We start from the raw sequence: 21,153 nt of genomic DNA, 5'->3' as shown, positions 1-21,153 counted from the left end.
GGTAATATTCAAATGTTTCAAAATAATATGAAACAAAGAATGAATTGGGAAGATTTTTACGGACCGAACCTCGGCTACGCACTGGAGCTGTACGACCAATATGCTGAAGATCCAGACAGCATTGATCCGGATCTGAAAGACATGTTTGACGAACTCGGCGCTCCGCCAAGCCAAATAAAAGAGGCATCGGGTACAAAGGAACAGGGACGCGTCACCGCAGATCTGATTCAAAAGATCGCAGCAGCAGTTAAACTTGCAGAAGATATTCGAACCTATGGCCATCTGAACGCTTCCGTCAATCCGCTCAGAAAGGATCCGAAAAAGAGCGAGCTCTTTCCGTTATCCGAGTACGGGCTTACAGAAGAAGAAATGAAAGCAATACCCGCGTCTGTCATCTGTAAAGACGCACCTGCCAATATAACAAACGGCTTAGAAGCCATCCAGCATTTACGCAATACCTATAAAAGAACCATCTCCTTCGAGTTTGACCATGTGCATGATTTCGAAGAGCGCGCATGGATTACAAAAATGGTCGAATCCGGAGAACTGTTCCGGAAAAATTCACCGGAAAAACTGTCAGCCGTTTTAGAAAGACTGACGGAAGTAGAAGGATTTGAACAATTTTTACACCGGACATTCGTCGGTCAGAAGCGTTTTTCAATTGAGGGATTAGACGCGCTTGTGCCGGTTCTTGACGACATTATCGCCCAGTCTGTGAAAGCGGGCACAACCAATGTCAATATCGGAATGGCGCATAGAGGCCGTTTAAATGTGCTTGCGCATGTGCTCGGCAAACCGTATGAGATTATTTTCTCAGAATTCCAGCACGCGCCGAATAAAGACCTTGTGCCGTCTGAAGGATCGACCGGCATCAGCTACGGCTGGACGGGCGATGTAAAATACCACCTCGGTGCAGACAGACAGCTTCAGGATGCTGAAACCAAAAGCGCGCGGATTACGCTTGCAAACAACCCGAGCCATTTGGAATTCATCAATCCGATTGTTGAAGGAAGCACGCGGGCGGCACAGGAAACAAGAACGCAAAAGGGGTACCCGGTTCAAGACGAAACAAAATCGCTCGCCATTTTAATTCACGGTGACGCAGCGTTTCCGGGAGAAGGCATTGTCGCCGAGACGCTGAACTTAAGCTCTCTGAAAGGCTATCAGGTCGGCGGGGCCATTCATATCATCGCCAATAATATGATCGGCTTTACAACTGAAAGCGATGAATCACGATCCACGAAATATGCCAGTGATTTGGCGAAGGGCTATGAAATTCCGATCGTTCACGTCAACGCGGATGATCCGGAAGCATGCCTGTCAGCCGTTAAATTTGCGGTTGAATACCGGAAGCGGTTCAATAAAGATTTCTTAATCGATTTAATCGGGTACAGACGGTACGGCCACAATGAAATGGATGAGCCGTCAACGACACAGCCGATGCTGTATGAAGCCGTCAGAAAACACCCGACTGTCAAGTGGATCTTTGCGGAAAAACTCGTAAGTGAAGGACTGATCAGCGAGGAAAAAGCGCAAAACATCGAAACGGCAGTGACAAAACGAATTGAAGACGCCTATAAAAAGGTGCCCGCCAAAAAAGAAGACGCCGTACGGGAAATTGAATTGCCGGAACCGGTGTCCAACGGTTTTCCAGACGTTGACACAGCCATTGATTTTGATGTTCTCCGCAAGCTGAACGGCGAACTTATCAACTGGCCGGAATCTTTTAACGTGTTCGGCAAGCTGAAAAGAATCCTGGAAAGACGTGCAAAAGCGTTTGATGATGACCGTAAAGTTGAATGGTCATTGGCTGAATCGCTTGCGTTTGCTTCCATTTTGAAAGACGGCACGCCGATCCGGCTGACCGGACAGGATTCAGAGCGCGGAACGTTCGCTCAAAGAAACCTTGTGCTGCATGACAGCGAAACAGGAGAAGAATTTGTTGCCCTCCATCACTTAGACGACTGCGCTGCTTCATTTACGGTGCATAACAGCCCGCTCTCTGAAGGATCGGTTCTCGGCTTTGAATATGGATACAACGTGTATTCGCCTGAAACGCTTGTGATGTGGGAGGCGCAGTACGGGGATTTTGCCAATGCGGCTCAAGTCTATTTTGATCAATTCATATCTGCAGGACGGGCAAAATGGGGACAAAAATCAGGACTGGTCATGCTGCTGCCTCACGGTTACGAAGGGCAGGGCCCTGAACACTCCAGCGGCCGCGTCGAGCGGTTCCTGCAGCTGGCGGCGGAAAACAACTGGACGGTGGCCAACCTGACAAGTGCGGCTCAGTATTTCCATATTTTAAGAAGACAAGCGAAAATGCTGCTTCGTGAGGAAATCCGCCCGCTTGTGATCATGACGCCGAAGAGCCTGCTGCGCAACCCGAATACGGTATCTGAAGTGCAGGAACTGAGCGAAAGCCGATTCAAGCCTGTCTATGAGCAGTCCGGTCTTTCCCATGCTTACGAAAAAGTGACTCGCGTCGTATTATCAAGCGGAAAAGTGTCAATTGATATCAGCGATCACTTCAACAAAATGGAAGGCGATAAGGATTGGCTTCATATTGCCAGAATCGAACAGCTGTATCCGTTCCCGGCAAAAGATACGAAGGAGCTTTTCGCCAAACTGCCGAACCTGCAAGAGATCGTTTGGGTTCAGGAAGAGCCGCAGAACATGGGGGCATGGAGTTATATCAGCCCGTATCTGACGGAAATCGCGCCAAAAGGAGTAAATGTCCAATACATCGGCCGAAGAAGACGATCCAGTCCCGCAGAAGGAGATCCGACAGTCCACAAAAAAGAACAGGAACGCATTGTATCTGATAGCTTGACTCGCAAAAACTAAGGGGGAAATGAAAAAATGGCGGAAATTAAGGTACCTGAATTAGCAGAATCAATCTCAGAAGGAACGATAGCCCAATGGTTAAAGCAGCCCGGTGATTATGTAGAACAGGGTGAGTACTTGCTTGAACTGGAGACGGATAAAGTAAATGTTGAATTGACAGCAGAAGAATCGGGTGTTCTAAAAGAGGTATTGAAAGATTCGGGTGATACCGTCCAAGTAGGAGAAATTATCGGTACCATTACAGAAGGCGCTGGCGAAAGTTCTGCACCCGCCCCTTCAGAAAGTGCTCCAGCCAATGAACAAACGAAAGAGGAAGCAAAAGCTGAACCTGCTGCACAAGAAGTCAGCCAGGAAGCACAATCAGAAGCGAAATCCAGAACGGTAGCGTCTCCGGCTGCACGCAAGCTGGCAAGGGAAAAAGGAATTGATCTATCACAAATTCCGACGGGAGACCCGCTCGGCCGCGTGCGCAAACAAGATGTGGAAGCTTATGAAAAACCGGCTTCAAAACCTGCGGCACAGCCGAAACAGCAGGCTCCAAAAACACAGCAAAGCTTTGACAAACCTGTCGAAGTGCAAAAAATGTCCCGCCGCAGACAGACGATCGCGAAACGATTGGTTGAAGTGCAGCAGACTTCTGCGATGCTGACTACATTTAACGAAGTTGATATGACGGCCGTTATGAATCTAAGAAAACGCCGTAAAGACCAATTCCTTGAGCAAAACGAAGTAAAACTCGGTTTCATGTCGTTCTTTACAAAAGCCGTCGTGGCTGCCTTGAAAAAATTCCCGCTCCTTAACGCTGAAATTCAAGGCGATGAGCTGATCGTGAAAAAATTCTATGACATCGGTATTGCTGTCGCGGCTGAAGAAGGGCTTGTCGTCCCAGTCGTGCGTGACGCTGACCGCCTGACGTTTGCCGGCATTGAAAGAGAGATCGGCGAACTTGCGAAGAAAGCGCGAAACAATAAATTAACATTAGGTGAGCTGCAAGGAGGCTCCTTCACGATCACAAACGGAGGTACATTCGGATCGCTTATGTCAACACCGATCCTAAACAGCCCTCAGGTTGGGATCTTAGGTATGCACAAAATTCAGCTGCGCCCAGTAGCGATTGATGCGGAGCGCTCTGAAAACCGTCCGATGATGTACATCGCTTTATCATACGATCACAGAATTGTAGATGGTAAAGAAGCGGTCGGATTCCTTGTCACCATTAAAAACCTGCTTGAAGATCCGGAACAGCTGTTGCTGGAAGGATAATTTGAGACAGACAAAAAGTACACTGCCCTTACAAGCAGTGTACTTTTTTTATTGAGAGAAGGGGAGAATTTATATGAAAAGCTGTCATCCGCTTGAGATCGAATTTGAATATAATGAAGAATTGCATTCTATCACTCCGGTACTTCTGCAAGACGAACATGACACGATATTAATAGACTGCGGATATCCCGGTTTTACAAACCATCTTCAACATGCTGCTGCCCGGCATGGAATGTCGCTTCATTCATTGACAAAAATCATTGTAACGCATCACGACATAGACCATATCGGTTCACTCGCTGCATTACACCGTTTGCACCCGGATGTCAGCGTGACAGTACATGAGCGTGAAGCGCCGTATATTGACGGCTCTAAAAAATCTTTACGGCTTGAGCAGGCTGAATCAACGTTTTGTTCATTGCCGGAGGATGCAAAGCCTTATGCAAAACAGTTCATCCGCTCGCTTCAATCAGTCGAATCGGCTCCAGTTCACCGGACAGTTACTGACGGCGAGCTGCTGCCTTGGTGCGGAGGCATTCGCGTTGTAGCCACGCCGGGTCATACACCCGGCCATATCAGTCTTTATCTGCCTGCCGAAAAAACTATGGTCACAGGTGATGCGGTCGTCATTGAAGACGGAAAGCTGAACCTTGCTAATCCCGGCTATACGTTACATATGGATGATGCGGTCCGTTCTGTGCAGCGGCTGCTCGATTACGATATCCGCCAATTGATTTGTTATCATGGAGGTTTATTTCAGGGGGATGTAAAAAAAGCGCTTTTGCGTCTGTTTCGTGATCTGCAGAATAAACAAGGATAGGAGCGGCAGCAGCCTATCCTATCCTTGTTCAGTTATGAAAACGGAATCTTTGCCGTTTCTTCTTCTTCGGCGCTGTTTTTCTCTTTTTTCTTAGACCAGTAGGTGGCAAGAACAGACCCCGACAGATTGTGCCATATGCTGAAAATTGCGCTCGGCACGGCTGACAAAGGGGAGAAATGCGCTGTCGCAAGCGCTGCGCCCAGTCCGGAGTTTTGCATTCCGACTTCGATCGCAATCGCTTTTTGTGAAGCATAATCCATTTTGAACAGCTTTGCAGTCAGGAATCCTAACAAATATCCGATTCCGTTATGTAAGATGACGACAGACACAATCAGCAGTCCTGATTGAAGCAGATGCTCACGATTTACGCTGACGACAGAGGATACAATCGCTACGATGCCGATTACCGACACGAGAGGAAGCGCGTGCACGGCTTGTCCGACCTGTTTTTTGAAGAACAGCTTCACAATCACCCCGAGAACGATCGGCAAAAGCACGGCTTGCATTATGGAAACAAACAGTGAACCGAAAGAAACGGGGAGCCACTCTTTCGCAAACAGCATAATAAGTGCCGGCGTTACAATAGGAGCAAGCAATGTTGAGATCGTGGTGACCGCAACAGAAAGCGCAGTATTGCCTTTCGCCAAAAACGTCATGACGTTTGATGCCGTACCGCCCGGACAGCATCCGACCAGAATGACGCCCGCGGCGATTTCTGCGGGGAGGCGGAGCCCGATTGATAAACAGAAAGCCGTAAGCGGCATAATCGTAAACTGGGCAGCGACTCCGATCACGACATGCCAAGGCTTTCTGATTAATTCTTTAAAATCGTCTGCTTGAAGAGTAAGCCCCATCCCAAACATAATAATACCAAGGAAAATCGTCATATAAGAACTGATCCAAGAAAATAAATCAGGGTAGGCGAATCCTAAACCGGCAAAGACGATAACCCACAAGCCAAAGGTTTGGCCCGCAAACCCGCTTATTTTTTTCAGCCATTCCATAAACACAGCTCCTTTTACATTCAATCAATCAGTCAGAAAATATGACTGACTTTTCTGTATTCCATTATAAATAATTTTCTGAATAATTCAATATTAAATATAAGTTTTCAATAAAATTATTATGTAAACTAACATCTTCTTGACTATTCAGACATATATTCTTACAATTGATTTTTATACTGAAATGAATTGGGAGTGCTGAAGTGAAAGAAGCTAATCAATGGTCATCTAAGCTGGGATTTATTTTAGCTACGGCCGGCTCTGCAATCGGGCTCGGCGCAATATGGAAGTTCCCTTACGTAGCGGGAACCAGCGGAGGCGGCGCTTTTCTGCTTGTTTTTATTTTATTTACTGTTTTAATCGGACTGCCGCTTTTGCTTGCTGAATTTATTATCGGCAGAAAAACACAAAAAAACGCCGTTGAATCCTATAAGGCGCTCGCGCCGGGGAAAAAGTGGCACTGGATCGGATATCTCGGAATCATTACGTGTTTTATTCTATTATCCTTCTACAGCGTAGTGGGGGGATGGATATTAATCTACATTATAAAAGGCTTTACAGGCGGCTTATCGCTTTCTTCGGGATTTGATACGTTATTTATCGATACCATTTCAAATCCTTATGCAGCCGTTTTCGGTCAGCTGCTGTTTATCGTGCTGACGATTTTAGTTGTGGCAAAAGGGGTGAGCAGCGGAATCGAAAAGGTAAGCCAGGTGCTGATGCCGGCTCTGTTTATTCTGTTTATTCTCTTAATGATCCGCTCCGTTACGCTGCATGATGCAGCAAAAGGATTAAAATTCTTTTTTATGCCTGATTTTGGCGCGATGGATGCCAATACTATTTTATATGCGATGGGACAATCATTTTTCTCGTTAAGCGTCGGAGTGTCCGTAATGGTTACATACAGCGCATATTTAGAAAAAGAAGAAAATATTGTTCAATCCGCCGTATCGGTGACGGTATTAAATGTCCTTGTTGCTGTGATGGCGGGAGTGGCGATTTTTCCGGCGGTGTTTGCATTCGGCCTCAAGCCGGATCAAGGCCCGCAGCTTTTATTTAACGTGCTGCCGACCGTCTTTAACCAAATGCCGTTGGGCATCGTGTTTTTGCTCGCCTTTTTGCTGCTGTTTTTATTTGCGACGCTGACATCGGCTTTTTCAATGCTTGAAATTTTAGTTGCTGTTTTGTCAAAAGGCGATTCGGCAAAACGGAAGCGGTATGCATGGATCGGGGGACTTGCTATATTTATTGTCGGGGTCCCTTCGGCGCTGTCGTACGGAATTTTGAGTGATGTTTCTATTTTTCACCGCAGTATTTTTGACGCTGCGGATTTTCTGGTCAGCAATGTCTTAATGCCGCTGGGCGCGCTTTTAATTGCCGTTTTCGTACCGCTGAAAATCCCGAAACAGATGCTGTTTGACGAACTGAAAAGCGGTTCCGGTATAAAACGAAAATGGTTTGCAGTCTGGCTCCTATTAATCCGTTATGTGGCTCCTGTAGCCATTATTATCGTTTTTCTGCACGTGCTTGGTATTTTTTAAACCAAAAGAACCAGGCCCCCGTTCAAGACGGGGGCTTTTTTAATAAAGCGGCCATATCACGCGGTGCGCTTGCTCGAACCGTTTCTCCGCCTCCCGCCAATCAACGACATTCCACCATTGATCCACGTAAGCCGCTCGGTCGTTTTTATATTGTAAGTAATAAGCGTGTTCCCACACATCCAGCGGAAGCAAAGGAATGACGTCCCACTGGCTGTAGAGCTGATGCTTCTCAGCGGCCAAAATCTCCAGCCGCCCGGCGCGCGGCGCCCAGACTAGGATAGCCCAGCCGACTCCTTCGACTTTTTTCGCCGCTTGAGAAAATTGCTCTTTAAAAGCGGAGTAGCTTCCGAATGACACATCAATCATTTGAAAGAGCGCCCCCGTCGGCCGTCTTTTTCCGTTTGGATTCATCGAAAACCAGAAAATACTGTGCAAATAATGGCCCGCGCCGTGAAACGCCAATTGCCGCTCCCAATGCGCCACTAAGTCGTACTGTTTCGTCTGTCTCGCTTTTTTGAGCTCCAGTTCTGCTTTATTCAGACCGTCAACATAGCTCTGATGGTGTTTGGTATGGTGAAGTTTCATAATCTCTCTTGAAATATACGGTTCCAATGCGGAATAACTGTAAGGCAGTTTAGGGAGGACATGCTTGCCGATCGGCACATAAGCTCTGCGCTCATCGGGCTCTTCGGGTTCAGTAATGTCCCGGTAAAGTGCCGATGCCTGTTCGTACCATTCCGCCTCCGTTAATCCATCATCCTGAAGGGTGTGAAAAATCCGGTCGATTTGTGCCGCGAAGCGATCGAACCGACCTTGCTGAATAACTTGTTCCTTCAAGGTTTCACACCAATTCAGCATCTCGGTTTGATAAGCGTGCCGTTTCATTTTTCTTCCTCCTTTTCACTCATTTTCATAAAAGTGCTGAGCGCAAGCAAAGAAAACACATACGGGTAGCTGTGATACCTGATGTAAAACTGTTTCGGCAGGCCGATTCCGGTCGGATAGCTGAAAGCGGCGCCTTCGTAATGCCTGTTTTCAATAAGAAAAGATATGCCTTTTGTGACGGCTTGATGATGAGTTTTTTCGTATTGCAGCAAAGCTTCGGCCGCCCAAGCCGTCTGGACAAGCGTCCCGTAAGAAAGCGGAACATAGGTTTTCTCTTCTGCGCTTTTACAGGATTCCCCCCAGCTTCCGTCCTCGTTTTGAATGGACTTCAGCCAGCGGATCGCTTTTTTCACGGCCGGGTGGTTTTGGCTCACGCCGCAAGCCTTCATTCCTGTCAGCGCTGCCCATGTGCCGTAAATATAGCAGACACCCCATCTGCCGTACCACGATCCGTCCTCTTCTTGATGGCGGATCAGCCATTGGACGGCCTTTTCAATCTGAGGGTGATCAGAAGAAAGCCCCGCTTCTCCTAAACAGTGCAGCACCCGTCCGGTTAAGTCGCTTGTTGAGGGATCGATGGCAGCTTCCTCAGCCGATTCCAGCGGCAGCAGGCGGACCAGCGGATGATTGACATTTTTCTCAAAAGCAGAGAAGCCGCCGTCACTGTTTTGCGTGGACAAAAGCCAGCTCAGTCCGCGTTCCCATGAGGCGGGATAAAGTTTTCGCGGAATGGCTTTGAGCACTGCGGCTGTGTCATCACAATCAGGATTATTTGTATTGATGTTTGAAAAACCCCATCCTCCCGGTTCAGCATGCGGGTTGTGAACGGCCCAATCAGCGACTTTCGTCTGCTGCCGTTCACGCAGAAACCGGGCGGCGCTGGTTATCATCTGATCGTTATCTGAGATGCCGCTTTTCATAAGCGCATAGTTGAGAAGCGCCGTATCCCAAACGGTCGACGTTGAATTTTCCAGGTACGGTATATCGCCGCAAGACGTGAGCAAAGCTTTCGTGCCGGCAAGCGCTTTTCTGATAACGGGGGAGTGGCGCGATACACCGAGAGCGAGCAGGCCGTACACCATAAAAATAGTGGCGCTCGCATAGCTGTATAATGTGCCGTCTTCTTCAATCCGGTCAAGCATATACGTTTTGGCCGTACGCAGACCGAGCTGGTGAAAAGCGGCAGGAATCTGCAAAAGCCGCTTCCAGTGCGCGAAAAGAGAAGAGAGGTCTCTGTTCTCATCCTGATCGGAACGAAGCCATGTAAACGGATTTTTAGTCATATGCCGATCTAAATGCGCGAGAGACGGAACGTTGGGATTTTTCAGCGAAAATCTTTTGTTAAGCGTCACGGCCATCGGTACAAAATGAATACGGGCGTATGTACTGAACTGGTAAAAATGCAGCGGGAAGGATGGGGGAATGACTAAGAAAGATAATGGCAGATGCAGCGCGGGCCATGGATAAAGGCCGTTTGCCGCAAGCATCCACTTTGTCATGAAGTGTACGTTGCGCAAGCCGCCATTTGAGATGATAAAGCGTTCGGCCTGAATCATATGCGCCTCAGAACGGCTATATAAACCGGAAGCCAGCAAGCCGGCATAGCCCTGTACAGTGGCGGTCACATTTCCTTTCCGGTCATCAGGATAGTTGGCAAAAGTTCCGTCCGGGCGCTGTTTAGCGCGAATGCCTTCTGCAAGCTCAGCGATCAGTTCTTTATCATTGTCTCCAAGAGAAGTGAGGAGGAGGATCAGAAAGGCGTTTGTCAAAATCGGTCCTTCAAAACAAAATGACCATGAGCCGTCCGCATTTTGCGTTTCTCTTAATAGAGAGATGGTTTTCTTTTGGCGGCTTTTGACGTTTTCATGAATTGTGCTCACACTCGCTCAACTCCTTCAGAAGCATATATATTCATATGTAAAAGTCGGCATGACAAAAGAAAGAAACTGCTGACAGGCAGCAGTTTCTTGTTTGATTTAATCTTCCAGATTGATCCAGACGCTTTTCACTTCTGTATAATTATTCAGCGCGTAAGAGCCCATTTCCCGCCCGAGGCCGGACTGCTTATAGCCGCCGAAAGGAGATGCCGCATCGAAAACATTGTAGCAGTTGACCCAAATGGTGCCGGCTTGGAGACGGTCAGCAATGTAATGGGCGTTTTTCACATTCTCAGTCCAAAGTCCGGCTGCAAGGCCGTATTCCGAGCGGTTCGCCCGCTCAATGACTTCATCTACCGTATCATACGGAATGGCGGCTAAAACAGGGCCGAAAATTTCTTCTTTTGCGATGGTCATGCTGTCATCCACATCCGCAAATACAGTCGGGGAGACAAAATACCCTTCTTCAAACGGGCAGCTGCCGCCCGCGACAGCTTTGGCTCCTTCCGCTTTTCCTTTTTCAATATATGAAAGCACGCGCTCATGCTGTTCCTGACTGACGAGCGGGCCGATTTGTGTATCTTGGTGAAGGCCGGCGCCTTGCTGAAGCGATTTCGCATATGAAACCATTTCGCTGACGACCTCATCATATTTGTCTTTGTGAATGAAGACGCGGGAGCCTGCGCAGCATACCTGCCCCTGATTAAACATGACCCCGTTTAAAGCGCCGGGAATGGCTTTCTTCAAATTGGCGTCAGGTAAAATGATGTTAGGTGACTTTCCGCCAAGCTCCAGTGTCACGCGTTTAATTTTTTTTGCGGCTTTTTCCATGATTTTTTTGCCGATTTCTGTAGAGCCGGTAAAAGCGAGTTTATCGACATCGTCATGGTTGGTCAGCGCTTCCCCGGCCGTCTCGCCGAACCCTGGAACAATATTGATGACGCCGTCAGGGAAGCCCGCCTGATCTATTAATTCCGCTAAATAGAGGGCGGTCAGCGGTGTCTGCTCGGCCGGTTTCAAAACGATTGTGCAGCCTGTGGCAAGGGCGGCGCCCATTTTCCACATCGCCATAAGGAGCGGGAAGTTCCAAGGGATGATCTGCCCCACGACGCCGACAGGCTCATGGCGGGTGTAATTAAAATATGAGCCGGCGACCGGAATTGTTTGTCCGGTTATCTTTGTAGACCATCCGGCATAATAACGCATATGCTCAATTGCAAGCGGGATATCCCCATTCGTCGTTTCATTAATCGGTTTTCCGTTATCAAGTGTTTCAAGCTGCGCGAGTTCCGTTTTGTGCTCTTCCATTAAATCGGCAAGCTTATACATCAGCCTGCTTCTGGAAGCGGCCGGCATAGTGCGCCATTCGCCGTGATCAAAGGCTTTGCGTGCCGCTTTCACTGCACTGTCAATGTCTTCTGACTGTGCCTCGTAAAGCGTCATCAGCGTTTCTCCGGTTGCCGGATTCGGTGTGACAAATGTTGATCCTGAAGCGCTCGGAACAAATTTTCCGTCAATATAAAGTTTTTTCGTGCCCTGCAAAAATGTTTCCAGCCTTTTTGTGATCTGCATCGTTAAAGAACTCATTCGTAACAAACCTCCCGAAATTTTTTTATGGTCTGTTTTGAGCATCTTGATGTCCGCGCAAAGTAAGCGCATACAGTCATTTTATAATAACACCTCCGGTAAAATCAATCGATAACCGTTATTGCAATTCACAAGAAAAAACGGCTACAATAAGCTTATCGATTAAGAAAAGGAGTTTTATAAATGATTCATAATAATTGGCAGACAAAAGAAAGCGTCAAAAAGGTCAAATGCGTACATACAGATGCGAAAAAATACATTGTCAAAAATGTGCTGACGCCGGGTAAAGAGTATGAAGTCAAAAATGAAACAGAAGAATTCATTTTTGTTGTAGACAATACAAACAAAGTCGGAGGCTTCTACAAAGAGTATTTTGAAGAAGTTTAAAGCTGAATGAATTCATTTTGCCTGAGCCATACTAAAAAAGACTACATATAAAAGGTGGCTGCAAAATGAAAAAAACAGAGCAAGACAAACAAAATAAAACATCAGATCAGCTTCAGCAAGTGCAAACTGAAGAAGGCACCGACACGACGATGGAACAAATTTCAGATACCTATAAAGAAGGAACAATTGAAGATACGGATCGTTGATGTTTTGTTGAAACCGCGGCATTGGAGAAGCCGCGGTTTTTTATGGCGAAAATAAAAAACTGACTTTTCGAAAAAAATACCGTTTTCTTGAAACCTTTTCTTTCGCTGAACCGTACTACTTCATAACAGCGGCACCTTTCGCGAAGGGCTTTTTTGATGAACGTTCTAAAAATGTAATCTGTTCGTAATGGTTTAAATGCCGTCTATGTCGTATTCTTATATAGGGATAAAGAACTTATTTTTTTATGATTGTAATAAAACAATAGTATAGAAGCAGAAAGTGGGGTTCTTCATTGGGAATTTTTTCTGTCAGCAGATCAACCGACACAAAAAAGCTGGAGGCTTTGCTCGTTGAGGGAGAACGGATCGAAACGATTTATAAACTGCGGGTTGACCAAATATGCTTTACGAATAAACGAGTGATTTTCTTTGATAATAAAATGTTCTCCAAAAAGAAAGTGCGCGTATTTCTTCCATATAAAACAATTGAAAGCTTCGCCATTCAAGAAGCGGGGATGTTTGATCCAGATACCGGGCTTGTATTAATGACAAGGGGAAAAACTTTCGAATTGGAATTTGCAAAAGAAACGGACTTGACTGAGGTTCAAGCCATCTTAACAAAATACTTATGCAGTTAAATATCACATAAAAGCCATCCGAATGCATGCGGATGGCCTTTTTATTATATAATGCTTGTTTTTCCGGAGTTCGAATCAATGAGATCCGGATCAGCAATAGAACTGATGGGGATATAAATCGGCGCCAAATCACCATTCTCTTCACCGAATCCGTAGTTGATCTTATTGGATAAAAAATAATCGATTTGCTGATACGGGCCGATCGTAATGGAAGAACCGCGGTCGACTGCATTTACTTTAAAGCCTCCTACATTTACCAAAACCGGCGAAAACATCATAATGGGCCTCCTTTTCCGGCAGGGATTTTATCGCATGCAGACTCAAAGGTAGATGGAGAATCAATTTGATCCCGGTCATCCACTTTGCCGTTCGTGCCGATGAAGCCGCTTGCATCTCCGAAGTTCTGTCCGTATCCCTGATTCTTTTTATCAGAATTCTGCCATTCCGCCAGTAAATTTTGTCCGACATTCACCGCTGAAGCATTTTCAAAGGAATTAATTTTCAACATGAAAATATTAATATTGATATATGGAGTTGGTTGAACCACAGGCAAACCTCCTTTAATACAGGTGTATGCCGGCTGTTATGACCGTATGCTTAGACAGGGGGCGATAAAAATGGATTTCGATAAGATGAAGCAATGGATGGAAATGGCGCAAAACATGTCCGGCGGCGACTTTTGGAAAAACGTTTTTGATGATGAACAACTGAAATCATTTCAAAACGGCCATTCTCATTTTCCCTTTCAACAGGGAGATGGGCAAATGAGTAGAAATGAGGGTGCTTTTCCTCTTATAGATATTGTGGAAACCCATGATGAGCTCCAATTTTTGCTGTATCTGCCCGGCTACCGGAAACAAGATGTTCAGCTGCTGTCCTACGGAGAATATATCGTCGTAAAAGGCACGAGAAAATCCTTTTTCAATGAACAGGATTTTAAACAGAAGACCGGAAAATACGGCGATTTTGAAAAAAAACTCGACCTTCCGCATTCCGCTCAAGGTACGAAGGGAATGCAGGCGGTATTCAAAGACGGGATTTTATATATATCGATTGCTAAACATCTGGGGGATGCAAGCCAGATCATTATCGAAGGCTGATCTTGTTTGCTGTGCCATCTATCAGATCTGAATCATCGATACTCATGATAGGGATGACGACAACGGTGCAATCACCGTTTTGTTCACCGTACCCTTCATTTCTTTTATTGGCTGCTGTGTTTCTCACCATAACGGAAGAGCCGGTGTTAAAAGTTGCTCCGCCGCTTATTCCGTTCATTTTTATATACTCAAAATTGATAACGGATGGAAAAAACATCATGATTCGCCTCCTTTTTGTATATCATGTTTATATATTCGCAATGCGGGACGCATAGAACTTTCCAAGAGTGACGGGGAAAGAAGTGATTTTCTTTGAAAAAAATAATGAAAGAGATTTTCAAAAAAGTGTGTGAAGAAGAATTAGACCGGCTTAAGAAAGTGGAACAACAGCTTGATGAGCTTCAGGATAAGTGTCATTTTGAGCCGCAAACGGTGGAAGGGGAAAAAACATATGTCCATATTGAGCACGTCAAAGTGGACAAGGTTGAGTACAATATTGATTTTGAAAAGCTGAGTATAGAAGAGCTGAGCGGTATGCTGAATATCGGCGCCACTTACCATACACCGGCGCACAGGCTCAAACAAGCCTGCGCTGAAGAATTTCGGGACAACCCGCAAAATGATGCTGCGAAAGAAAAAAGACAGACAAAGCAGCAGACACCCAATGTCACCATCAGGGGGAGAAAGCATTGACCCCGTTGTTTCAGCCTCCTTTTTCGAGGGTATGTATTAACAGATGCAGCGAAGAATACAGACGAAAAAGGAGATGATGAATATGTCATTATCAAAAGAACAGCAGGACAGCCTTTATCATAAATTAATCGATTTAAAGGAAAGTCTCCAGGGAGAATCAAAAGAAAATCATTCAATGAGTGAAGACACAGGAGAACTGTCGAACGGAGTAGATAATCACTTAGCTGATCACGGAAGCATTTATTTGGACAGGGTCACGAATCAGACGCTGGACGGTGTCGATCAGAATCTTTTAGATGAGGTGAACGCCGCGCTTGAACGAATGGATAAAGGAACATACGGGATTTGCGAGAAAACAGGAAAAGAAATTCCTTATGAAAGACTTGAAGCCGTGCCGTACGCCAGAATGACCGTCGAAGCGCAGCGAGAAACAGAAGGGGATGTGAAAACAGACGCTCCGTCATATGAAAGGGAATTTCACGAGCAGGTGAAAGACCTCTCAAATAAAGAAACCGTTGATCAAAAAAGCTCACAAACTTACGAAATCCTGGATCGCGAGCAGGATTCACAATAATAGCAGCAGGTACATTCATATGTACCTGTTTTTTTATTCCATAAAAAATCTCAAAATCGAAATAAAATCATTGACTTTATATAAAAAAGAAAGTAACATACTATTTGTAAGTAAATATTAAAAGATTACCGGGAGGAATTTAGAATGTCTCAAGTATTATTTGTAAAATCAAGTGACCGTACGGCTGAAGAAGGCGTATCCGTAAAATTATACGAAGCGTTTCTGGCTGCTTATAAAGAAAACAATCCGAATGATGAAGTGATCGAACTTGATCTTCATAAAGAAAACCTTCCTTACCTCGGAAGAGATATGATTAACGGAACATTCAAAGCTTCAAAAGGAATTGAAATGACAGACGAAGAGAAAAAACAAGCGTCAACTGCTGACATTTACTTAAATCAATTTGTCAAAGCTGACAAAGTCGTGTTTGCATTCCCGCTTTGGAACTTCACAGTGCCTGCTGTGCTTCATACTTATGTTGATTACCTGTCTCGTGCAGGAGTTACTTTCACATACACGCCTGAAGGCCCTAAAGGTCTGATGGGAGATAAAAAAGTAGCGCTCTTAAACGCACGCGGCGGCGTATATTCTGAAGGACCGATGGCATCTCTTGAAATGTCATTAAACTTCATGAAAACCGTTCTCGGTTTCTGGGGTGTCCAAGATCTTCACACTGTTGTCGTTGAAGGCCATAATGCTGCACCGGATAACGCTCAAGCGATCATTGAAAAAGGACTGCAAGAAGCGAAAGATCTGGCTGCAAAATTCTAATTTCCATTAACTCTTGCGCCCCTACAGGGTGTGAGAGTTTTTTCTATTATAGAAGAAACTGGCGGCAGCTTTCGATCTGATCTTATATTGATATATTGAAATTTTGTCGAAAAAACAATTTTTATGTAGAATAAAGCATTTTTCACAAAGAAAAAAGGTTTTCTGTAAAAGAATTAACCCTCTTGCCAAAATACGACTGATGGTGTAGGATATAAGAGAAGCTACATTGTTCGTATTGTTAATTAAGTTTTAACCTTTAAGCTGTAATAGGGAGTTTTATATCGAAGCCGGAATGTCATGCCTCCATTGCAGAGGACGACAGGAACGCTTCTGCAAACACCCACTTTGAGGAGTGGTGGTTTAAAACTTTCTTACTTGCGTACGGCATACGTAGCGAAAGCCATTTCCCTTGCGGAGATGGCTTTTTATTTTGAATTGCCATTGAGCAGCGTACTTTATCAGTATGATAAAATGAAAGAATCAAAGACAAAGTGAGGTTTTACAACATATGCTGGAGAAAGCCCAATCCCTTCTGGCGCATTATTTTGGCTACGACAGTCTTCGCGCGGGCCAAAAGCAGGCGATACAATCAGTTGCAGAGGAGAGAAAAAACACGGTCTGCATTATGCCGACGGGGGGCGGAAAATCAATCTGCTATCAGATTCCCGCACTGCTGTTTGAAGGAACCACAATCGTTATTTCCCCTCTTATTTCCTTAATGAAAGATCAAGTCGACGCGCTTGAAGAAGCGGGTATCGCGGCAGCTTATATTAACAGTACCCAGACAAGCCGTGACATTCATGAGCGCCTGACCGGTTTGAAACAAGGGGCTTACCGGCTCTTTTACATCACACCGGAGCGTTTGACTTCTTCTGAATTCATTCACATCCTGCAGAATATTACGGTTCCTCTTGTCGCCATTGACGAAGCTCACTGTATATCGCAATGGGGACATGATTTCAGGCCGAGTTACCGGAATATCGAAATCCTTTTTAATGAATTAAAAGAACCGCCCGTCATCATCGCATTAACGGCGACGGCTACGCCTGAGGTTCATGATGACATCTGCAAGCAGCTTCATATTAAGAAAGAACAAACTGTATATACCGGTTTTGCCAGAGAGAATTTAACGTTTAAAGTAGTAAAGGGCGAAAACAAAGACCGGTTTATCGAGCGGTACCTCGAAAAAAATAAACACGAAGCCGGCATTATATATACAGCGACAAGAAAAGAAACCGACCGTTTATATGAGAAATTAAAACGCGGCGGCATCAATGCCGGCCGTTATCACGGCGGATTGGCGGATGATGACAGAAAAGACCAGCAGGAGCGGTTTCTTAACGATCAGATACAAGTGATGGTAGCTACGTCCGCTTTCGGAATGGGAATCGATAAGAGCAACATCAGGTTCGTTTTACACGCGCAGATTCCGAAAGATATGGAGAGCTATTACCAGGAAGCCGGACGGGCCGGGCGCGACGGTCTTAACAGCGAGTGTGTGCTCTTGTTTTCGCCGCAGGATATTATGGTGCAGCGTTTTTTAATAGACCAATCGGCCGCCGGAGAAGAAAAACAAAAGCAGGATCTCAAAAAACTGAGACAGATGGTGGATTACTGTCATACGGAAGATTGCCTGCAACGGTTTATTCTGAAGTATTTCGGCGAGAATGAGGCGGAAGCTTGCGAAGCATGCGGCAATTGCACTGATACAAGGACCGCCCATGACGTCACAAAAGAAGCGCAGATGGTATTATCATGCATCATCAGAATGAATGAGCGTTTCGGAAAAACGATGGTGGCGCAGGTGCTTAGCGGGTCAAAAAATAAAAAAGTGCTGGAAAACGGCTTCAGCAGCCTGTCCACTTACGGCATTATGAAGCATCAATCCGCAGCGGAAATCAGTGATTTTATCGAATTCCTTATTTCAGATGAATATATCAGAATGGCGGACGGCACATTTCCAACGCTTATGGTCACCCAAAAAGGCAGGGACGTTCTGCTTGGAAAAAGCGCAGTCGCGAGAAAAGAAGCCTTACAGGCCGCCGCCGTTACCGAAAATGATGAATTATTTGAGCTTCTCCGGCGTCTCCGCAAAGAGATTGCAGCTGAACAGGGCGTGCCTCCATTTGTCGTGTTCTCAGATCAGACGTTAAAAGAAATGTCGGCGAAACTTCCGAAAACGGATCAGGATCTTCTTTCCGTAAAAGGGGTCGGGGAACAAAAAAGATTGAAATACGGAGCGGTTTTTTTAGAAGAAATCCGAAATTATGTAAGAGAAACAGAGTGAAAAAAAGTTTTTTTAGAAATTTGCACATTGTGTTTTTCATTGGCGCCGGAAAAATCAGAAGCTTGAAAACCCTTGCTGTATCAAGGTTTCAGCAAGACTTACCAAGCGAGAGAAATGTTTCATGTAAAGGAACTGTAATCTAATTCAAATCGTTTTGTTATTGAACTGACATTTTCATATGTTACGATATCACCTGTTAGCCGCCAATAAAAAGCTAACAAGGGAGGATTTACTTATGAAGAAGACGATTATGTCCTTTGTCGCAGTTGCAGCAATTTCAACAACTGCATTTGGAGCTCACGCTTCTGCTAAAGAAATCACGGTGCAAAAGGGTGACACGCTCTGGGGGATCTCGCAAAAAAACGGAGTGAACCTAAAGGACTTAAAAGAATGGAATCAGTTATCTTCTGATTTAATCATTGAAGGAGAGAAACTGACTATTTCTTCAGTAGAAACAACCACATCTGGGCAGTACACAGTGAAGCAGGGCGACAGCCTCTGGAAAATTGCTCAGAAATTCGGAACATCAGTCGGCAATCTGAAAAGCTTGAATAACTTGCAATCAGATATAATTTACGCAGGCACAACGTTAAATGTGAAAGGTCAGGCTCAGGCTGCACAGCCGGCTCAAGAAGCCAGCCAGCCGCAAACTGAACAAAAACCAGCTGCCGAGACAGAACAGCCGAAACAAGAAGCTGTCAAAAACGAGCAGCCTAAACAAGAACCTGTTCAAGAACAACAACCTAAACAAGAAGCGAAGGCTGTCGAAGCAAAACAGCAGCCTGTTCAATCAAATACAAACCAACAAGAGCCTAAAAAGCAGCTGACAATGACTGCAACTGCTTACTCTGCTAACGACGGCGGCATTTCCGGTGTAACGGCAACCGGTGTTGACTTAAACAAAAACCCTGATGCAAAAGTCATCGCGGTAGACCCTAGTGTCATTCCGCTTGGCTCTAAGGTTTATGTTGAAGGTTACGGAGTGGCAACAGCAGCAGATACAGGCGGCGCAATTAAAGGAAATAAAATTGACGTATTTGTTGCAAAGAAAAGTGACGCTAACAACTGGGGCGTCAGAACAGTAAATGTTAAAGTATTAGACTAGTTTCATATAGAGATGAAGAACACAAGGCGAAATGCTTTGTGTTCTTTTTTTCTTCCCTTTTTTGACTGTATATAATCGTTATATGCGGAAAAAGAAAAAGCGTTTCTCTAATATAATAAGGAATGGATGTGAAAACGGAATCTGAAGGGATGTATGAATTTGATGGAGCCGGAATTTATATGTTTATGGAATGCCTTCACAGAATCACCGGTGTTTCAAGCAGGTATATGCACCGCTTTCGCCATTGTGCTCGTTATCGGACTGTCTATGCCTGCTGTCAGGCTGTTTCAGGCGCTTGACAGAGGGAGAGGAAGGCCAGCCGTTATTGAAAAGGTGAGACGTACTGGCGTGATGAAGAATGGCAGGCACGAGCTTGTGCTTATTTTAAACGTAAAAAACCAAGACGGAACGCATGATAAACGTGAACTGACACATGCCGTATATAATGAAGAGATCAGCCGTTTTTATGAAGGAGCTTCCGTATGGGTGACGGCAGCGGCTGGCGGACGAATTATGATCGCTCCGCGCACGCCGCGGCATAAGGCGTCAAAATAAAAAGACGGGGCGGTTTTCCCGTCTTTATGTATTAATGCCGATCGATCCATATCCGTCCGCCTTCTGAGCCGGCTTCTATCCTGCATGTTCCTCCGATCGGGAATGTCATCAAAGGGGAGGTATGGCCGAAATCAGCATTTGCGATAACAGGCATGGATGACAGTTCTTCTTTTGTACGGATGACGGCACGCAGAGCCTCCTCAGACACATTTGAAGCATGCTGGAAACGTCCGATGACAATTCCCTTCACGGCTGAAAAAGCGGGAAGGTGGATGAGTGACTGCAAATCCCGGTCAAACATATGAATGTCCGACATATGATCATCTTCTATAAACAGAATCACTTGCTCCATCTCCGGAAAGTATTCGGTGCCCTGCAGAAGATTCAGTGTGCATAGATTTCCTCCGATCAGTGTTCCTTCCGCATATCCGGGTTGAATAACGAGCGGTCCCGGATTACGATAAAAACGTCTGTCCTCCTGGTTCAAATACCATTTATCATCACTCCACTCGGATGAAGGCTTTACCTCATACGGGTTGTCAGAAGCACAGCAGGCCAAGAAAGAGTCAATCGTATAGTCCAGCCCTTTTTTCATGGCAAATGAAGAAAAATGGGGACCGGAATATGTAATAAGGCCGGTTTTTTGATATATGGCATGGCCGAGAGCGGTAATATCTGAATAGCCGCAAAGAATTTTCGGATGCCGCTTGATGTTTTCATAATCAAGATAGCGGAGCAGCTGATTTGATTGGAACCCGCCGAGTGTCGTCAAAATCGCTTTGATGTCAGGGTCAGCGAAAGCCTCGTGCAGATCCCATACACGCGATTCAATGGATGATGAATCAAATTCATTTATTTCTTTCGCATGCTCTGAAAAAGAGACACAAAAGCCCAGCTCCTCCAATTTTGTCTTCGCGGCATTTATATTTTCATCTGACATAACGGACATGCTTGTGGCCGGAGACACAATACGAATGCCGTCACCTTTTTTCAATTTTTCCGGATACAAAAAA

At 45.4% G+C, this 21,153-nt stretch carries 22 protein-coding genes and 1 other RNA gene; 15 read left to right on the top strand and 8 right to left on the bottom strand.

Translation table 11 applies throughout. The features are described from left to right. The first annotated feature begins 12 nt into the window (after positions 1 to 12). The 3 genes from sucA to NYE28_RS11245 all read left to right on the top strand — a co-directional run bounded on the left by sucA (position 13) and on the right by NYE28_RS11245 (position 4,930). Positions 13 to 2,847, top strand: coding sequence for a 2-oxoglutarate dehydrogenase E1 component (gene sucA, locus NYE28_RS11255; RefSeq protein WP_337681058.1), 2,835 nt, complete (start codon positions 13 to 15; stop codon positions 2,845 to 2,847). 15 nt (positions 2,848 to 2,862) lie between these two features. Next, on the top strand, positions 2,863 to 4,110 hold the full coding sequence (gene odhB, locus NYE28_RS11250; protein ID WP_007407972.1) for a 2-oxoglutarate dehydrogenase complex dihydrolipoyllysine-residue succinyltransferase: 1,248 nt from the start codon (positions 2,863 to 2,865) through the stop codon (positions 4,108 to 4,110). 73 nt (positions 4,111 to 4,183) lie between these two features. Continuing rightward, positions 4,184 to 4,930 carry an MBL fold metallo-hydrolase gene (locus NYE28_RS11245; RefSeq protein ID WP_337681059.1) on the top strand — a complete coding sequence of 249 codons (747 nt, stop codon included), beginning with the start codon at positions 4,184 to 4,186 and terminating at the stop codon, positions 4,928 to 4,930. A 32-nt stretch (positions 4,931 to 4,962) separates the two neighbouring features. On the opposite strand, the gene NYE28_RS11240 is transcribed toward NYE28_RS11245, so the two are convergent. After that, a complete protein-coding gene (locus NYE28_RS11240) occupies positions 4,963 to 5,934 on the bottom strand; it encodes a bile acid:sodium symporter family protein (protein WP_059368399.1) in 972 nt (323 codons plus the stop codon). Between the two features lie 203 nt (positions 5,935 to 6,137). Between NYE28_RS11240 and NYE28_RS11235 the strand changes: the two genes are divergently transcribed. Then, on the top strand, positions 6,138 to 7,475 hold the full coding sequence (locus NYE28_RS11235) for a sodium-dependent transporter (RefSeq protein ID WP_007407975.1): 1,338 nt from the start codon (positions 6,138 to 6,140) through the stop codon (positions 7,473 to 7,475). 39 nt (positions 7,476 to 7,514) lie between these two features. Here NYE28_RS11235 and NYE28_RS11230 read toward each other — a convergent pair whose 3' ends face one another. From NYE28_RS11230 to NYE28_RS11220, 3 genes are all read right to left on the bottom strand, one after another. After that, positions 7,515 to 8,360, bottom strand: coding sequence for a superoxide dismutase (locus NYE28_RS11230; RefSeq protein WP_007611962.1), 846 nt, complete (start codon positions 8,358 to 8,360; stop codon positions 7,515 to 7,517). Beyond that, entirely contained in the window at positions 8,357 to 10,240 is a 1,884-nt protein-coding gene (locus NYE28_RS11225) for a prenyltransferase/squalene oxidase repeat-containing protein (protein ID WP_342490071.1), read from the bottom strand. The genes NYE28_RS11230 and NYE28_RS11225 overlap by 4 nt, the downstream gene beginning before the upstream one ends. A gap of 96 nt (positions 10,241 to 10,336) precedes the next feature. Next, positions 10,337 to 11,824: an aldehyde dehydrogenase family protein gene (locus NYE28_RS11220; protein ID WP_007611960.1), complete on the bottom strand. Its 1,488-nt coding sequence runs from the start codon at positions 11,822 to 11,824 to the stop codon at positions 10,337 to 10,339. Between the two features lie 183 nt (positions 11,825 to 12,007). On the opposite strand from NYE28_RS11220, the gene NYE28_RS11215 reads away from it, so the two are divergent. From NYE28_RS11215 to NYE28_RS11205, 3 genes are all read left to right on the top strand, one after another. Continuing rightward, positions 12,008 to 12,211, top strand: coding sequence for a DUF6501 family protein (locus NYE28_RS11215; protein ID WP_007407979.1), 204 nt, complete (start codon positions 12,008 to 12,010; stop codon positions 12,209 to 12,211). A 65-nt stretch (positions 12,212 to 12,276) separates the two neighbouring features. Then, positions 12,277 to 12,417: a DUF4025 domain-containing protein gene (locus NYE28_RS11210; protein ID WP_192452614.1), complete on the top strand. Its 141-nt coding sequence runs from the start codon at positions 12,277 to 12,279 to the stop codon at positions 12,415 to 12,417. Between the two features lie 293 nt (positions 12,418 to 12,710). After that, positions 12,711 to 13,055 (top strand): PH domain-containing protein, encoded by a 345-nt coding sequence (locus NYE28_RS11205; RefSeq protein WP_003153783.1) that lies wholly within the window; start codon positions 12,711 to 12,713, stop codon positions 13,053 to 13,055. A 44-nt stretch (positions 13,056 to 13,099) separates the two neighbouring features. On the opposite strand, the gene NYE28_RS11200 is transcribed toward NYE28_RS11205, so the two are convergent. Continuing rightward, the gene (locus tag NYE28_RS11200; protein ID WP_003153785.1) at positions 13,100 to 13,333 is read right to left on the bottom strand and encodes a hypothetical protein; all 234 of its coding nucleotides are present in this window, start codon (positions 13,331 to 13,333) and stop codon (positions 13,100 to 13,102) included. Next, positions 13,330 to 13,602: a hypothetical protein gene (locus tag NYE28_RS11195; protein WP_003153786.1), complete on the bottom strand. Its 273-nt coding sequence runs from the start codon at positions 13,600 to 13,602 to the stop codon at positions 13,330 to 13,332. The genes NYE28_RS11200 and NYE28_RS11195 overlap by 4 nt, the downstream gene beginning before the upstream one ends. 70 nt (positions 13,603 to 13,672) lie before the next feature. On the opposite strand from NYE28_RS11195, the gene NYE28_RS11190 reads away from it, so the two are divergent. Beyond that, positions 13,673 to 14,155, top strand: a complete 483-nt coding sequence (locus NYE28_RS11190; RefSeq protein ID WP_032866236.1) for an Hsp20/alpha crystallin family protein — start codon at positions 13,673 to 13,675, stop codon at positions 14,153 to 14,155. On the opposite strand, the gene NYE28_RS11185 is transcribed toward NYE28_RS11190, so the two are convergent. Beyond that, entirely contained in the window at positions 14,142 to 14,375 is a 234-nt protein-coding gene (locus NYE28_RS11185; RefSeq protein ID WP_012117743.1) for a hypothetical protein, read from the bottom strand. The two genes, NYE28_RS11190 and NYE28_RS11185, sit on opposite strands and share 14 nt — an antisense overlap. Before the next feature lie 92 nt (positions 14,376 to 14,467). On the opposite strand from NYE28_RS11185, the gene gerPC reads away from it, so the two are divergent. The 7 genes from gerPC to NYE28_RS11150 all read left to right on the top strand — a co-directional run bounded on the left by gerPC (position 14,468) and on the right by NYE28_RS11150 (position 20,140). Beyond that, on the top strand, positions 14,468 to 14,848 hold the full coding sequence (gerPC, locus tag NYE28_RS11180; protein WP_032866235.1) for a spore germination protein GerPC: 381 nt from the start codon (positions 14,468 to 14,470) through the stop codon (positions 14,846 to 14,848). Positions 14,849 to 14,930: 82 nt separating this feature from the next. Beyond that, the gene (locus tag NYE28_RS11175; protein WP_003153790.1) at positions 14,931 to 15,422 is read left to right on the top strand and encodes a TraR/DksA C4-type zinc finger protein; all 492 of its coding nucleotides are present in this window, start codon (positions 14,931 to 14,933) and stop codon (positions 15,420 to 15,422) included. Positions 15,423 to 15,566: 144 nt separating this feature from the next. Further along, the gene (locus NYE28_RS11170; RefSeq protein WP_003153791.1) at positions 15,567 to 16,193 is read left to right on the top strand and encodes an FMN-dependent NADH-azoreductase; all 627 of its coding nucleotides are present in this window, start codon (positions 15,567 to 15,569) and stop codon (positions 16,191 to 16,193) included. Positions 16,194 to 16,408: 215 nt separating this feature from the next. Next, a non-coding RNA gene (gene ssrS, locus NYE28_RS11165) (6S RNA) lies at positions 16,409 to 16,594 on the top strand. Between the two features lie 107 nt (positions 16,595 to 16,701). Continuing rightward, complete coding sequence (gene recQ, locus NYE28_RS11160; RefSeq protein ID WP_015240002.1) at positions 16,702 to 18,480, top strand: DNA helicase RecQ; 1,779 nt, start codon at positions 16,702 to 16,704, stop codon at positions 18,478 to 18,480. A gap of 235 nt (positions 18,481 to 18,715) precedes the next feature. Then, entirely contained in the window at positions 18,716 to 19,585 is an 870-nt protein-coding gene (locus NYE28_RS11155) for a 3D domain-containing protein (RefSeq protein WP_007407985.1), read from the top strand. A 162-nt stretch (positions 19,586 to 19,747) separates the two neighbouring features. Further along, positions 19,748 to 20,140, top strand: a complete 393-nt coding sequence (locus NYE28_RS11150; RefSeq protein ID WP_025284849.1) for a hypothetical protein — start codon at positions 19,748 to 19,750, stop codon at positions 20,138 to 20,140. Between the two features lie 31 nt (positions 20,141 to 20,171). On the opposite strand, the gene NYE28_RS11145 is transcribed toward NYE28_RS11150, so the two are convergent. Then, positions 20,172 to 21,149 carry a S66 peptidase family protein gene (locus tag NYE28_RS11145; RefSeq protein ID WP_284646860.1) on the bottom strand — a complete coding sequence of 326 codons (978 nt, stop codon included), beginning with the start codon at positions 21,147 to 21,149 and terminating at the stop codon, positions 20,172 to 20,174. Between the last annotated feature and the right edge of the window lie 4 nt (positions 21,150 to 21,153).

Origin of the sequence: Bacillus sp. FSL R5-0443 (assembly GCF_038608285.1) — a bacterium.
In the GTDB taxonomy this organism is placed as follows: domain Bacteria; phylum Bacillota; class Bacilli; order Bacillales; family Bacillaceae; genus Bacillus; species Bacillus velezensis.
This window is presented reverse-complemented; position numbering and strand designations above follow the sequence as displayed.